This window comes from Isoptericola aurantiacus, from assembly GCF_044769875.1.
Lineage (GTDB): Bacteria > Actinomycetota > Actinomycetes > Actinomycetales > Cellulomonadaceae > Isoptericola > Isoptericola aurantiacus.
In genome coordinates, this window is the sequence record NZ_JBJBAE010000001.1 from 1,357,491 (window position 1) to 1,371,372 (window position 13,882).

General features: G+C 73.4%; 11 protein-coding genes. 7 read left to right on the plus strand and 4 right to left on the minus strand.

Going from position 1 to position 13,882, the window contains the following annotated elements:
• Positions 1 to 62: 62 nt before the first annotated feature.
• Complete coding sequence (locus tag ACIQLL_RS06110) at positions 63 to 3,683, minus strand: LamG-like jellyroll fold domain-containing protein (protein ID WP_402464364.1); 3,621 nt, start codon at positions 3,681 to 3,683, stop codon at positions 63 to 65.
• Between the two features lie 229 nt (positions 3,684 to 3,912).
• On the opposite strand from ACIQLL_RS06110, the gene ACIQLL_RS06115 reads away from it, so the two are divergent.
• On the plus strand, positions 3,913 to 5,199 hold the full coding sequence (locus ACIQLL_RS06115; protein WP_402464366.1) for an LCP family protein: 1,287 nt from the start codon (positions 3,913 to 3,915) through the stop codon (positions 5,197 to 5,199).
• Positions 5,200 to 5,290: 91 nt separating this feature from the next.
• On the opposite strand, the gene ACIQLL_RS06120 is transcribed toward ACIQLL_RS06115, so the two are convergent.
• The gene (locus ACIQLL_RS06120; protein ID WP_402464368.1) at positions 5,291 to 6,223 is read right to left on the minus strand and encodes a LysR family transcriptional regulator ArgP; all 933 of its coding nucleotides are present in this window, start codon (positions 6,221 to 6,223) and stop codon (positions 5,291 to 5,293) included.
• A gap of 73 nt (positions 6,224 to 6,296) precedes the next feature.
• On the opposite strand from ACIQLL_RS06120, the gene ACIQLL_RS06125 reads away from it, so the two are divergent.
• Positions 6,297 to 6,914, plus strand: a complete 618-nt coding sequence (locus tag ACIQLL_RS06125; RefSeq protein ID WP_402464370.1) for a LysE/ArgO family amino acid transporter — start codon at positions 6,297 to 6,299, stop codon at positions 6,912 to 6,914.
• A gap of 13 nt (positions 6,915 to 6,927) precedes the next feature.
• On the opposite strand, the gene ACIQLL_RS06130 is transcribed toward ACIQLL_RS06125, so the two are convergent.
• Positions 6,928 to 8,148 carry an aminotransferase class I/II-fold pyridoxal phosphate-dependent enzyme gene (locus tag ACIQLL_RS06130; protein ID WP_402464372.1) on the minus strand — a complete coding sequence of 407 codons (1,221 nt, stop codon included), beginning with the start codon at positions 8,146 to 8,148 and terminating at the stop codon, positions 6,928 to 6,930.
• Between the two features lie 87 nt (positions 8,149 to 8,235).
• On the opposite strand from ACIQLL_RS06130, the gene ACIQLL_RS06135 reads away from it, so the two are divergent.
• The 4 genes from ACIQLL_RS06135 (at position 8,236) to ACIQLL_RS06150 (ending at position 11,624) form a co-directional block, all read left to right on the plus strand.
• A complete protein-coding gene (locus ACIQLL_RS06135; protein ID WP_402464374.1) occupies positions 8,236 to 8,832 on the plus strand; it encodes a GyrI-like domain-containing protein in 597 nt (198 codons plus the stop codon).
• A gap of 65 nt (positions 8,833 to 8,897) precedes the next feature.
• Entirely contained in the window at positions 8,898 to 10,319 is a 1,422-nt protein-coding gene (locus ACIQLL_RS06140; RefSeq protein ID WP_402464376.1) for a ferredoxin reductase family protein, read from the plus strand.
• A 4-nt stretch (positions 10,320 to 10,323) separates the two neighbouring features.
• A complete protein-coding gene (locus ACIQLL_RS06145) occupies positions 10,324 to 10,809 on the plus strand; it encodes an FMN-binding protein (RefSeq protein WP_402464378.1) in 486 nt (161 codons plus the stop codon).
• The gene (locus ACIQLL_RS06150) at positions 10,806 to 11,624 is read left to right on the plus strand and encodes an FAD:protein FMN transferase (RefSeq protein ID WP_402464380.1); all 819 of its coding nucleotides are present in this window, start codon (positions 10,806 to 10,808) and stop codon (positions 11,622 to 11,624) included. Before ACIQLL_RS06145 ends, ACIQLL_RS06150 begins: the two co-directional genes overlap by 4 nt.
• A 36-nt stretch (positions 11,625 to 11,660) precedes the next feature.
• On the opposite strand, the gene ACIQLL_RS06155 is transcribed toward ACIQLL_RS06150, so the two are convergent.
• Positions 11,661 to 12,776: a pectinesterase family protein gene (locus tag ACIQLL_RS06155; protein WP_402464382.1), complete on the minus strand. Its 1,116-nt coding sequence runs from the start codon at positions 12,774 to 12,776 to the stop codon at positions 11,661 to 11,663.
• Between the two features lie 381 nt (positions 12,777 to 13,157).
• Here ACIQLL_RS06155 and ACIQLL_RS06160 point away from each other — a divergent pair, with 381 nt between their 5' ends.
• Positions 13,158 to 13,436: a hypothetical protein gene (locus ACIQLL_RS06160; protein ID WP_402464384.1), complete on the plus strand. Its 279-nt coding sequence runs from the start codon at positions 13,158 to 13,160 to the stop codon at positions 13,434 to 13,436.
• The last annotated feature ends 446 nt before the right edge of the window (positions 13,437 to 13,882 follow it).

Sequence of the window (13,882 nt, forward strand, 5' to 3'; positions counted from 1 at the left end):
CACGAGGGCCGCCGTCCCGCAGGACGGCGGCCCTCGTGGTCGCAGCGAGAGGGCGGCCCCGCTCAGCCGCAGGTCCGGCCGTCGTAGGCCGCGGTCACCTCCTGCGGATCGGCGTCACGGAACGTCGTCGTGACGGTGACCTCACCGGCCGCCACCTCCGACGACCGCACGGGAAGCGTGCGCACGGCGTCGCGACCGGGCTTGACCTGGCCGAAGGACCTCCGGCCGAAGTCGGACTCGACGCGGATCTTCGCCTTCTCCTCGGCGCCGTTGGTCACCCGCACCTCCAGGAACGCGCGGTGCGCCACGCACCGGGTCTGCACGGTGACCTCCGTGCTGGACTCCGGACCCGACTCACCCGCCATCACGGCGGCGACCTCGTCCGCGTCCAGCGCACGGTCGAAGGTGCGCACGTCGTCGATCGAGCCCGGCCAGAAGTCGACCGGGTCCCCGCTCCACTGGCCGCGGCCGATCGTCAGCGGGCCGGTGGCGTCGAAGCCGCCGCACACGGACGACTCGCCCACCTGCTCCCCGTTGACGTACAGCGTGAGGGTCCTGGCCTCGGCGTCCCGGACACCGGTGACGTGGTACCACTGCCCGAGCACGGGGTCGACGTCCGAGATCGCCCGCGGCTCGCCGTCGTAGGAGAAGGCGAACTGGCCGTCCCGGTTGGCCTGGAGGAAGAACGCGCTCGTGCCGTTCGACGTCTCCTGGCCCAGGATCGTCCCCCAGTACGTGTCCGGCAGCCGGTCCAGGGACACCCAGGCCGAGACGGTGTAGCTCGCCTGCGTGTCGACCACGGCGTCCTCGGTGGCGGCGAACCCGTCGACGCCGTCGAGGTGCAGCGCGGTGGCCGCACCGTCGCGGCCGTCGGCGAACGCCGCCCCGCCGGACAGCGTGGCGGTGGCGCCGCCCACGCCGTCGGACGCCGTCGCGCCCGCACCCTCGTCGAAGGACCACCAGCCGGTCCCGGTCAGGCCGGGCGTGCCGTCCGGCACCTGGGACGTGCCGGCTCTCGCGGCCGCGACGACGCGCTCGTTGACGTCCCGGACCGCCGCCTCGTCCATCTTCTGCACGCTGCGGTCGTAGGTCCAGAACCCGTTCATCTCCCCCTCGACGTCGGAGATCTCGGTGTAGACCGAGCCCGAGAGGTAGCACTGCGCCGGCCGGATCAGCCGTTCGGTGTTGTCCACGTACGCGGCGGTGAGCGCGTCGCGGTCGGCCTCCTCGCCGTAGGGGTTGACCGAGCCGCCCGGCCACATGTGGCCCGGGACCGTCAGCGACAGCCCGCCGTGCTCGCCGTCGATCGCGGCGCGGGTGGCGTCGGGCTTCGGCGTGGCCGGCCCCTGGTAGGCGTGGTGGTCGATGATGTCACCCGCCCCCGAGTCACCCTTGGAGGCGCAGCAGTTCACCCCGGAGTGCCCGTCGACCAGCCGGGAGGGATCCTGGTCGGCCACGTCGTTCACGATGCGCCGGGTCTCGTCGAGGTCCCACTCGCCCCAGCCCTCGTTGAACACGACCCAGCCGATGATCGACGGGAACGAGCGGTGCTCGTCGACGATCTCGGAGATCTCCTCCTCCCAGAAGTCCCGCGACGCGGGGCGCGTGTCACCGTTGGCGAACCAGCCCGAGGGCATGTCCTGCCACACCATGAGACCCATCTCGTCGGCCATCGCGTAGAAGACGTCCGGCTCGACCTTGATGTGCTTGCGCACCGTGTTGAACCCGAGGTCCTTGTGGGACTGCAGGTCCTGGGCGAACGCCTCGTACGACGCGGGCGTGTAGACGCCGTCGGGCCAGTAGCCCTGGTCGAGCGTCGACAGCAGGAACGTGGTCTCGCCGTTGAGCAGGACCCGGTTGACCCCGTCGACCTCGTCGACCTCGATCGAGCGCATGCCGACGTAGTGCTCGGCGGTGTCGGTCGCGCCGGCGTCGGTGAGCTCGACGTCGACGTCGTAGAGGTACGGGTCGTCCGGGGTCCACAGGTGGGCGTCCGGGACCGGCAGCTCGAGCTCGCTGTTGGCAGGGCCGGTCACGCTCCCCACCTCGGTGCCGTCGGCGTCGCGGGCGGTCAGGGTGACCTCCGCGCCGTCGGAGGCCGTGGCCGACTCGACGGTGACGTCCACGGCGGACGCGTCCAGGTCCGGCACGGAGGTGACCTGGTCGATCGCGGCCACGGGGACCGGCTCCATCCACACCGTCTGCCAGATGCCGGAGGTCGGGGTGTAGAAGATGCCACCCGGGTTCAGGGTCTGCTTGCCGACCGCCTGGTTGGACCCGTCTGTGACGTCGGTGACGCCCACGACGATCTCGTGCTCGCCGGCGCCGTCCAGGGCGTCGGTGACGTCGAACGCGAACCCGTCGTAGCCGCCACGGTGCGTGCCGACCTCGGTGCCGTCGACCCAGACCGTGGTCTCGTAGTCCACCGCGCCGAAGTTGAGCCGCAGCCGGTTGTCCGCGCCGACGTCCCAGTCCGCCGGGACCTCGATCGTGCGCCGGTAGAACATGTGCTGGTCCCACCGCTCGATGCCGGACAGGGCGGACTCGACGGCGTACGGCACCACGATCTGCTCGTCGTAGCTCGCGTCGGCCGGGGTGTCGCCGGCCTGGGCCGCGGTGTAGTCCCAGTAGCCGTTGAGGTTCTCCCAGTCGTCGCGCACGAGCTGGGGCCGCGGGTACTCCGGCAGCGGGTTCGCCGGGTCGAAGTCGTCCGCCCACGGGGTGGTGATGCGGAACTCCGAGTCGTTGGTCACCGGCAGGAAGAGCTCGCCGACGTCCTCCCCGCCCACGGCGAGCGCGCCCTCGCCGTCGTAGGACAGTCGGGCGGTGGCGTCCCGGTCGATCGCCGCGTCGAAGGTGGCGGTGAGGTCGGAGCCGTCGGCGCCGAGCGAGTCGAGCGGCCACGACTGCCCGTCGACGACGAGGTCGAGGTGGTCGGCGAGGCCCGCGGTCCCGGTCACCGTGTCCTGGAACGCGACCGTCAGGTCGGTGCCCGCGGACGAGATGGCGGCCTCGGCCGGGAAGACCTCGAACCCGTCGGGGAGGCCGAACGCCTCGTCGGGCACGATCTGCCTCGGCTGGGACGGGCTGGACCAGCGCAGGTACATGTTGGCCCCGCCGGTGGCCTGGAACATCTCCATCCGGAAGGTGTGGGCCGTGCCGGCCTCGAGAGCGACGGGGGTCGACGTCTGCTCGACGTCCCAGTCGTTCACCCAGTGGTCGATGACGAGCTGGTCGTCGATCCACAGGCGCATGCCGTTGTCGCCCGTCGCGGCGAAGGTGTACTCCTCGCTGAACTCCGGGGTGATGGTGCCCGTCCAGCGGGCTGCGGTCTGCTCACCCTGGCCGGTGAGGGACTGGAACACCGGCACCAGGTTGGTGAACTCGATGCGCGGGTCCACGATCGTCGCCCGCCGGTTCGCCTCGTCGAGCGCCCAGCCGGAGCCCTCGCTGGTCACGAAGTAGTCCCCGCGCAGGCCGGTGCGGTCGTCAGGGACGGCTGCGGTGACGGGGGCGGCGGTGACGGAGGCGGCGGTCGTGCCGGCCGTGCCGATAGCGCTGTCAGTGGTAGCGCTCGCGGCTCCGGCCGTGCCGAGCACCAGGGCGGCGGCCAGGCCGAGGGCGACGGTGCGGTCGCGGCGGGTTCCGTTCGGGGGGTCAAGTGACGGCTTCGTCGTTGACATCAACTCTCCTCGTCGAGGTTCAGCGGCCCCGCCCCGGCCCGTCCGCAGGGATGCGGGAAGGCCCCCGGCCGCGTCGGTGCGGCGGGGTCGGTGCCACACGGACAGCCAACATGTTCCCGGTAACAATTGCAAGAGCAGCAGGTCGTGGGCAGGTCGTGTCGAGGCTGGAACGCGCCGGTCCCGACCCGCCTCGAGGGCATCTTCGCGGGAGTCGGCTTAGGGTGAAGGTGTGGAAAGCGCCAATCCCCGGCATGCGGGACCCCGGGCCGGGCATCCGGTCGTGCGCTGGGTCGCGCTCGTCCTCACCGGTGCCCTGAGCTTCGTCGGTGTCGGCGCGGTCGCCGCCTACGTCGACCTGCGGTCGCAGATCGAGGTGTCCGACGTCGACGCCCTCCTGGGCCGGGACCGCACGCCGGACGTGCAGGCCGAGGCCGACGACCCCGAGGAGCAGCCGGAGGACCCGACGGACCCGTTCGCCGGGGACTCGCTCAACATCCTGGTCATGGGCACCGACTTCCGCGACGAGGCCAACGCCGAGATCGCCGGGGACGGGGAGGAGTTCCACTCCGACTCCACGCTGCTGGTCCACGTCAGCGGTGACCGGTCCCGGATCGAGGCGGTGTCCATCCCGCGCGACTCGCTCGTGGACATCCCGTCCTGCCCCCGCCCGGACGGCAGCTCGACGGCTGCCCAGTACGGGGCGATGTTCAACACGGCCTTCGCGCTGGGGGGCGGGCCCGAGCAGGACGTCACCGGCGCTGCCGCGTGCACGATCCTGACCGTCGAGTCCCTGACCGGCCTGAGCATCGACGACCACGTGGTCGTCAAGATGACCGGCGTGGTGGACATCGTCGACGCGCTCGGCGGGGTGACCATGTGCCTGCCCGAGCCCGTGATCGGGGACTCCCGCTACAGCGACCTCGACCTGGACGCCGGCGAGCAGGTCCTCGACGGCCCGACGTCGATCCAGTTCCTGCGGGTCCGCAAGGGCGAGGGCATGGGACTGGAGTACGGCAGCGACCTCAAGCGCATCGAGCGCCAGCAGGCGTTCGTCGACTCCATGCTGCGTGAGGTGCTCGCGCAGAACGTCATCACCGACACGCCCAAGCTGTACCGCATGGTGCGTGCCTCCCTGCGGGCGGTCTCGACCAGCCCCGACCTGGCCAGCCCGGCCGCGCTCGCCGGTCTCGCCTGGAGCGTGCGCGACGTCGACCCGTCCAACATCACCTTCGAGTCCGTCCCCGTCATCGACGCTCCGTCGGATGCCAACCGGGTGGTGTGGACCGCGGAGGCCGACGAGATCTGGGAGCGGCTCGCCGCCGACGAGCCGCTCGTGGACGGTCCGTCGCCGGAGCCCTCGCCCTCGACCAGCCAGGGCTCCGGGTCCGGTGGCGGCTCCGGGAAGTCCGGCGGCAAGGAGTCGCAGAACGGCTCCGGGGGGAAGGACACCGACGCCGGCGACGCCGAGCCGACGCCGTCGCCCAGCGCGTCGACGCTGCCCGGGGTCTGCGCCTGACCCGAGAGGCCCGCGCCGGGACGGGAGGTCGCCGGGTCTGCCGGGAGCCCGGGTTGCCGGTCAGACCTGGTCATGACCGGTCAGGGACTGGTCAGACCTGCGGCAGCGTGCGCCGGGCGTGCTCGCGCAGCGTCGCGGCGACCCGGTCCAGGACTGTCGAGCGCAGGCGCCACTGCTGCAGGTACAGCGGCACGTCCACGGTCGCCTCGTCGAGGGGGACGACGTCGCCCCGTGCGTCCGCGAGGACGTCGAACCGTGCGCCGGGCCGGGGGAGCGGTCCCCACATCCCCCAGCCCAGTCCGTGGCGGACGGCCGCCAGGAAGTCCGCCGTGGACGGGACGTGGTGCCGCGGCGGATCGGGCACCTCCGCGTCCGCGGCCTGGGCGACGCGCCGCAGCCAGGCGTCCTGCAGGCCGTCCGCGCGGTCGAAGACCACGACCGGTGCCGCGGCCAGCGCCTCCGGGGTGACCCCCTCGGGGAACCAGCGTGCGGCGAACTCCCGCCTGGCCCGTGGCTGATAGCGCGTCATGCCGAGCGGGACCGACGTGCATCCCTGGACCGGATCGCGCTGGGAGGTGACGGCAGCCATGACCGCTCCGGCGGGCAGCTGGTCCACGGTGCGGTCCTGGTCGGCCAGGTGCAGGTCGAATGTCACGCCGTCGACGGCGGCCAGCGCCGGTACCAGCCACGTGGCGAGCGAGTCGGCGTTGACGGCGATCGGGACGGTGACGGGACGCGCGGCGCCGGTGCGGCCGTCGTCGTCCTCGGCCGGACCGATCTCCGCTGCCGCCTCCGCGCCGAGCAGGTCCACCTGGCGGGCCAACCGGAGCAGCGTGCGCCCGGGGTCCGTCGGGCCGACGGGCCGGGTGCGCCGCACCAGCACGGTGCCCGCCGCGTTCTCCAGCGCGCGCACGCGCTGGCTCACCGCCGACGGCGTGATGTGCAGCGTGCGGGCTGCGGACTCGAACGATCCTTCCGCCACCACGGCCGCGAGGGCGGCGAGCTGCCCCGACTCCCATCTCATACCTGAGTTGTACTTCATCAGGCGAAGAAACTGTAGATGGACTTCATCGCGAGGCCCACCTAGCGTCGCCACCGTGCTCACCCTCCTCGCCGGCCTCGGCCTCGGGCTGTCCCTCATCGTGGCCATCGGCGCGCAGAACGCGTTCGTCCTGCGTCAGGGCGTGCGGCGGGAGCACGTCGGCGTCGTGGTCACCGTCTGCGCCGCCTCCGACGCCGTCCTCTACGCCGCCGGCGCCGCCGGGCTCGGCGCCCTCGTCGAGCGCCACCCCGGCGTGGTGACCGTCGCCCGGTGGGCGGGCGCCGTCGTGGTCCTCGGCTACGGGGCGCTCGCCGCCCGGCGCGCGTGGCGCGGTCACGAGGAGCTGACCGCGGCCCGCGACGGCGAGGTCGCCGACGCCGGACGCCGGCTGCGGCCCGTGCTGCTCACCGCGCTCGCCCTGACCTGGCTCAACCCCCACGTCTACCTCGACACCGTGGTGCTGCAGGGCACGATCGCCGCCTCCTACGGCGACGACCGGTGGTGGTTCACCGCCGGGGCGATGCTCGCCAGCGTGCTGTGGTTCGCCGGGCTCGGGTACGGGGCGCGGCTGCTGGCGCCGCTGCTGCGGCGGCCCGGGGCCTGGCGGGTGGTCGACGGCGTGATCGCGCTCGTCATGGTGGCCGTGGCCGTCTCGCTGGTCACCGGTGGGTGAACGGACCGCGGTCCTACCCCGTCGCCGTCCGGAGTCCGGCCAACCGTGCCACGGCCTCGTGCAGCACCTCGGCACGCTTGACGAACGTGAACCGCACCCGCGAGCGTGACGCCGCGGCCGCCGTCGACCCCGGTGTGCAGAACGCCGACACCGGCACGCCGACCACCCCGGCCAGCTCCGGCAGCCGCAGGCACAGCTCGTGGCCGTCGGCCAGGCCGAGCCGATCGACGTACGCCGCGCCGTCGGCCACGACGAAGTACGTGCCGCGCGGCACCACGACCGAGAACCCGGCGCGCTCCAGCCCCTCGCACAGCAGGTCGCGGCGCGCGGCCAGCGAGGCCGCCAGCGCCCGCGGTGTCTCGTCGTCGTCCAGCGCCCGGGCGATCGCCGGCTGGAACGCCGAGCCGGAGGTGTACGTCATGAACTGCTTGAGGGTGCGCACCGCCGTGACCAGCTCGGCCGGACCGTGCAACCACCCCACCTTCCAGCCCGTCAGGCTGAAGGTCTTGCCGGAGCTCGACACCGTCAGCGTCCGCTCGGCCATCCCGGGCAGGGTGGCCAGCGGGACGTGCACCGCGTCGTCGAACACGAGGTGCTCGTAGACCTCGTCCGTCAGGACCACGACGTCGCGCTCGCGGGCCACGGCGGCGATCTGCTCCAGCTCTACGCGTGTCAGCACGGTGCCGGTGGGGTTGTGCGGGGTGTTGACCAGGATCATCGCCGTGCGGTCGCTCGCGGCGGCGCGCAGCGCGGCGGCGTCCAGACGCAGGTCGGCCGTGAGCGGCACGGGGACATGCGTGGCCCCGGCCATCGCGATCGCCGCGGCGTGGGAGTCGTAGAACGGCTCGAGGGTGATGACCTCGTCACCCGGTCCGGTGAGCGCCAGGATCGCGGCGGTCAGCGCCTCGGTGGCGCCGGTGGTGACCAGCACCTCGGTGTCCGGGTCGACGTCCAGGCCGTAGTGCCGGTGCTGGTGGCGGGCGACGGCGGTCCGCAGCTCGGGCACGCCGTCGCCGGGCGCGTACTGGTTGCGACCCGCGTCGATCGCCTCCTTGGCGGCCTCCTTGACGTAGTCGGGACCGTCGACGTCGGGGAAGCCCTGGCCCAGGTTGATCGCGCCCGAGCAGTTCGCGAGCACCGTCATCTCGGCGAAGATCGTCTGCCCGACGGCGCCGTCGGGTGCGAGCAGGCCGGTCGCGGCCGCGACGTTGCGCCAGCGAGGTTCGGACGTCATGGGCCGACCCTACCGAGCACGGCCGCGCCCGCCGGGCGCGCCGGCGCCCGCGGGCCGGCGTCGTCGGGAGCGGGCATCCTGGGACGCATGGCCTCCGTGGACCTCAAGTCGACCTACCGCGAGCTGTACTCCGCGCCGCGGGACCCGGAGCTCGTCACGGTTCCGCCGCGGCCCTACCTGCTGGTCGACGGCGCGGGCGACCCGGCGGGCCCGGCCTACGCCGAGGCGGTCGCCACGCTGTACCCGTTGGCGTACGCCCTGCGCGCCGCGATCCGCGACGCCACGGGGACGGCCTACACCGTGATGCCCCTCGAGGGGCTGTGGTGGGCCGAGGAGATCGAACGGTTCCGCGAGCTGCCGCGCTCGGCATGGCGGTGGACGCTGATGATCAGCCTGCCCGACGACGTCGCGCAGGTCGACGCCGTCGACGTCGTCGCGCGCACGACGACGGCACGCGACCTGCCGGCGTCCGTGCGGCTCGAACCGTACGGCGACGGCGAGGCGGCGCAGGTGCTGCACCGCGGCCCCTACGCCGACGAGGCGCCGACCGTGGACGCGCTGCACGCGTTCGTCACCGCGTCCGGGAGGCAGCTGGCCGGCACGCACCACGAGATCTACCTGTCCGACCCGCGGCGCGTGGCGCCGGAGCGGATGCGCACGATCCTGCGGCAGCCGGTGGCGTGAGCTTTCCCAGGGATCTCGCAGGTCCGCTGCAGGGTGGTCCCTGGTAGGGCGGTCACGCTGGGACCATGACGACGACCGCACCGTCCGCGCCGGCCCACCGGCCCGCACGCGCCGGGACCCGCCGAGGAGCCGCCACCACGACGCGGCCGCGGCGCGACGCCCGGGTGCGGGCCGCGTCCGGCGCCGCCCTCTGGGCCGCCCTGCTCGGTGTCACCTGGATGTGGGTCGCCGACGGGGGGATCCAGGCGTTCTCGAGCTGGGACGGTGCCCTCACCTCGCTGGGCCGGATCACCGGCCTGGCCTCGGCGGCGCTGCTGCTCGCCCAGGTCCTGCTCATGGCCCGCGTGCCGGTGCTGGAGGCGGCGTTCGGGCGTGACCGGCTCGTGGCGATCCATCGGCTCGTGGGGCTGTGGTCCTTCGACCTGCTCGTGGCTCACGTCGTGCTCATCACCTGGGGCTACGCGGCGGGCAGCGTCACGGCCTGGCCGGGCACCTTCTGGGAGCTGACGTGGCAGTACCCCGGCATGCTGCTCGCCGTGGCCGGCACCGCCGCTCTCGTCATGGTGGTGGTCACGAGCGTGCGGGCCGCCCGCCGCCGGCTCCGGTACGAGTCGTGGCACCTGCTGCACCTGTACGGCTACCTGGGGGCGGCGCTCGCGCTGCCGCACCAGCTGTGGACCGGCGAGCAGTTCCTCGCACGCCCCGCCGTGACGGCGCTGTGGTGGACCGTCTGGGCCCTCGTGCTCGTCGCGGTGCTCGTGTGGCGCCTCGGACTGCCGCTGTGGCGCACGTGGCGCCACCAGGTCCGGGTGGCGGGGGTGGTGCGCGAAGGACCCGACGTCGTCTCCGTGCACCTCACCGGGCGGGACCTCGACCGGCTCGCCGTGGCCGGGCAGTTCCTGGTGTGGCGCTTCCTCGGTCGATCCGGCTGGACCCGTGGCAAGCCGTACTCGGTCTCGGCGGACCCGACGCCAGGCTCGTTGCGGGTGACGGTGGCCGCCGTGGGACCCGGCAGCGGCGGGCTGGCCTTGCTGCGTCCGGGCAGCCGGGTGCTCGTCGAGGGTGCCTACGGTCGGCTCACGGCGCGCGTCCGCTCCCGCCGCAAGGTCGCCCTGCTCGGCGCGGGGTCCGGCGTCGCGCCGCTGCGGGCGCTCGCGGAGGGTCTCGTCTACGCGCCGGGCGACGCCGTCCTCGTCGAACGGTTCCGCGAGCAGCCCCTCTTCGCGGACGAGCTCGACCACCTGGCGGCGACGCGCGGGCTCGCCGTGGTGCGGCTGCCCGGGAGGCGGCGGTCGGAGGGCTCGTGGGTCGGACCCGGGTTCGCCGGCGACGACGACGCGCGGGTGCTGGGCGGATGGATCCCCGACGTCGCGGAGCGCGACCTGTACGTGTGCGGACCGCCCGGCTGGACGGACGCCGTCCGCCGGGCCGCCCTCGCTGCCGGCGTGCCCGCCGCGCAGATCCACAGCGAGAACTTCGGATGGTGACGCGATGAGAAGGATCCTGCTCTGGGCGCTGTCGACCGTGACGGTCGTGGTGCTGCTGCTGGGATACCGCACCTCGACCGACCCGACGGCGCTCGGTGGGACGTCCGTGGTGGTGCAGCAGGCGGGCGACGGCGGCGTGACCTCGGGCGGGTCGTCGGACGGTTCGTCGTCGGACGGCTCCGGCGGTGGCGGGTCGTCGGACGCGACGACGGGCACGACGACGGTGACCGGGGACGTGGTGCAGACCCGGTGGGGACCGGTCCAGGTCGAGATCACCGTCGCCGACGGCACGATCACCGCCGTGGACGTGCCGGTGTACCCGTCCGAGAACCCGAAGGACCAGCAGATCAACTCCTACGCCGTCCCGGAGCTGGTCCAGGAGACCCTGGACGCGCAGAGCGCGGGCATCGACATGGTCAGCGGCGCGACCGTCACGAGCGAGGGCTACGTCCGCTCCCTGCAGAGCGCGCTGGACGAGGCGGGGCTGTGAGCACGGCGGTGGTGCGGCGGGTGGTGCACCTCATGGGCATGCCGGTCAGCCTCGCGCTGCGGGGGCGCGGCGCCGCGGGGGAGGAGGCCGACGACGCCTGGCAGCGTGTGGTCGCCGAGCTGCGGCAGGTGGACCGGACGTTCAGCACCTATCGCCCCGACTCCGTGGTCAGTCGGCTGGGGCGCGGTGCGATCACCGAGGCCGACCTGCCGGCGGAGGTCCACGAGGTGCTGGCGCTGGCCGAGGCGGCTCGGAGGGTGTCCGGTGGTGCGTTCGACCCCCGGCACCGCACCGCGGACGGCCGCGACGTGCTCGACCCCAGCGGTGTGGTCAAGGGCTGGGCCGTCGAACGTGCCGCGCGGCACCTGCGTGCGCTCGACGGGACGGACTTCTGCCTCGCGGCCGGCGGCGACATGGTCTGCCACGTGGCCGGCGACGGCCCCCCGTGGCGGGTGGGCGTGGAGGACCCGCACGCCACGGCGCGGCTGGTCGCCACGGTCCCGGTCCGGCGCGGCGCCGTCGCGACGTCGGGGTTCGCACACCGCGGCGCGCACGTGGTCGACGCCCGCACGGGGCGCACGCCCACGGCGCTGGCGTCGGTGACCGTCGTCGGGCCGAGCCTGACCGCCGCCGACGTCGCCGCGACCAGCGCTCTGGCGCTCGGGGCGGACGGTCCGGGCTGGCTGCGCTCGCGGGGCGGGCTCGCAGGCGTCGTGGTCTGGGCGGACGGTCGGGCGGAGGTGCTGGGTCGCGGCACCGGTGACCTCGTCGCGGTGCGGCAGCGGGACGTCGACGGCCGCCGGCCCGCACCGTGAGGGCGCGGACCGGCGGCCGTGGCGTGGTCGGGGACGTCAGCAGCGTCCGCGCTCGTGCTGCGGTGCCCAGCCGTCGTCGCCGGCGAGGTAGTCGACGACCTGGTGGTCGCGGGCCTCGGCCCGCGTGAGCTGCGGCCGGTCGGCGTTGACGCGGGCCCCCGGGCCGACGTTGCGGTACTCGGCGTTGCTGCCCTCGAACCAGTCGTAGCCCGACATGGTGGTCCAGGGGTCGTCCTTGACGTGGCGACCCAGCCAGGACTGGCGCACGACGACGCGCGGGTCGTTGTCGGGGGCGCTGCTCGGGTGCCACGGGCGGCCCAGGTAGTAGCTGTCGGCCGCGGCGTCGGTGGTGAACCGGGAGCCCACCACGAGGAAGCCGTGCTCGAAGGTCGAGGAGGTGCTGGGGGCGAACACGTACCCGCTGGGGTCGGAGTCGCGGTCCAGCGCCTTGATGGTCGAGTCCTCGATGACGGCGGTGGCGCGGCCGAAGATGAAGTCGACGTCGCCCTCGACGTAGCTGTCGCGCACGTAGACGCGGGCGGGGACGTCCGCCGACGGGCTGTCGAGGTAGAGGGTGTCCTGGTTGCCCAGGAACCGGACGTCGTCGAACACGATCTTGTCGGCGCGGGTCTTGACGGCCACGGCCTGGTGGCTGGAGAACTCGGGGTGGGCCGCCTCGTCGAAGGCGTTCTCGAAGGTCACGGCGGTCGCGTGGAACTCGGCGCCGGACACCGTGACGGTCGCCGAGCCGGTGGTGCCCCACGTCCCGCCGCCGGGCTTGGGCGTGCCGGCCGCGCGGTCGTCGGTGATCACGACGTCGGCCGGGTCGCCGGTCGCGCCGACGAACGACAGGCGGGGGTGGGCGGCGTCGACGTCGACGCGTCCCTGGTAGACGCCCGGCTCGATGCGGATCTCGACGCGCTCGGCGGAGTCGATGGGTGCCAGGTCCACGGCCTCCTGGATCGTGGTGGCGTCGCCCGAGCCGTCCGGGGCGACGACGATCTGCGCGACCTCGTGGTGGTCGTGGTGGCCGTGGTGGCCCCGGGCCTGGGCGGGCGCGGCCAGGGCCAGACCGGTGGCGACGCTCGCGACGACGGCGACGGTGCGGGTCGTGGCGGGGTGCCGGAGGGCACGGCGGGGGAGTGCGGGCATCGTTGCCTCCTGTGTCGACGGTGACAGAGACGAGAAACCGGTTTCTCGCTCGGGGTGCCACGCTGCCACAGATCGCCGCCGCGGGCAACGGATCGGGGGCGTCGAGGCTGGTCCGGGAGGTGTGGCAGCGCCGGATCGTCCATCATGCGGGCACCTGGTGTGATCTGCCTCGCGTCGCTCGCGACGAGGGCCGCGCGTCCGGGGCCGCAGGAGCCGCGGCCTGACCGCCCTCCGGCGCCGGTCGCGGGTGCTGCCGTCCGGGAGACGCCTCCCCGTGGTCCGGGTTGTCCACAGGGTGGGCACGGGGGCCGGTCGGACTTCGCTACTCTCGGCGGCGCCTGATGGAAGGTCCGGATCGTCCCCGACGGAGAGGTTCAGCCGGTGGCCATCGACGTCCTCGCGCGCGACGACGCCGCGAGCATCCTCGCCCACGAGGTCCGCGAGCTGGTGCGGCGCCGTGGGATCGACCCCGTGACCGACCGGCGGGGGCTCGAGCGGTTGGTGAGCGACGCCGTCGCGGACTACGCCGAGCGGGCCTCGGCCGGGCTCGTTCCGGTGCTGCCGGACCCGGCAGCGGTCTCGCGGTCCCTCGCCGACGAGCTCGGCGGCCTCGGTCCCTTGCAGGTCTACCTCGACGACCCGGAGATCGAGGAGATCTAGATCAAACCGGCATCGACGCGTCAGCCCTCGAAGTCATCGACGAGTACCTGGACGCGCACGAGGACTGTCACTACACCAAGGTCATCGCCACCACCGACCGCAAGCTCGAGACCCACGCATACGACTCCGAGACCGACGAGTGCCGCTGGGTCCGCCTCGACGACGTGACCGACCTCAAGCCGCACCCCAGGCTGGCTGCGAGCTGGCCCGAGGTGCGGAAGCTGCTGGAGCGGGCCGCTACACCGAGTCGCTGAGGAGTCGATCTCGCCCCCCGTTTGTCCGACACTGCGGGTTCGTGCACTTGCGGCGCTCGACGATGGGATTCGGGTCAGCAACGCTTCCCTCCCCACGGACCTTGATGACGCGTACCGGGGAGCCGCAGGTCTTGCAGGGTTCGATGCCACTCATGACCTGACGCTACCGCTGAGGGAATCTGCCACCCCGTC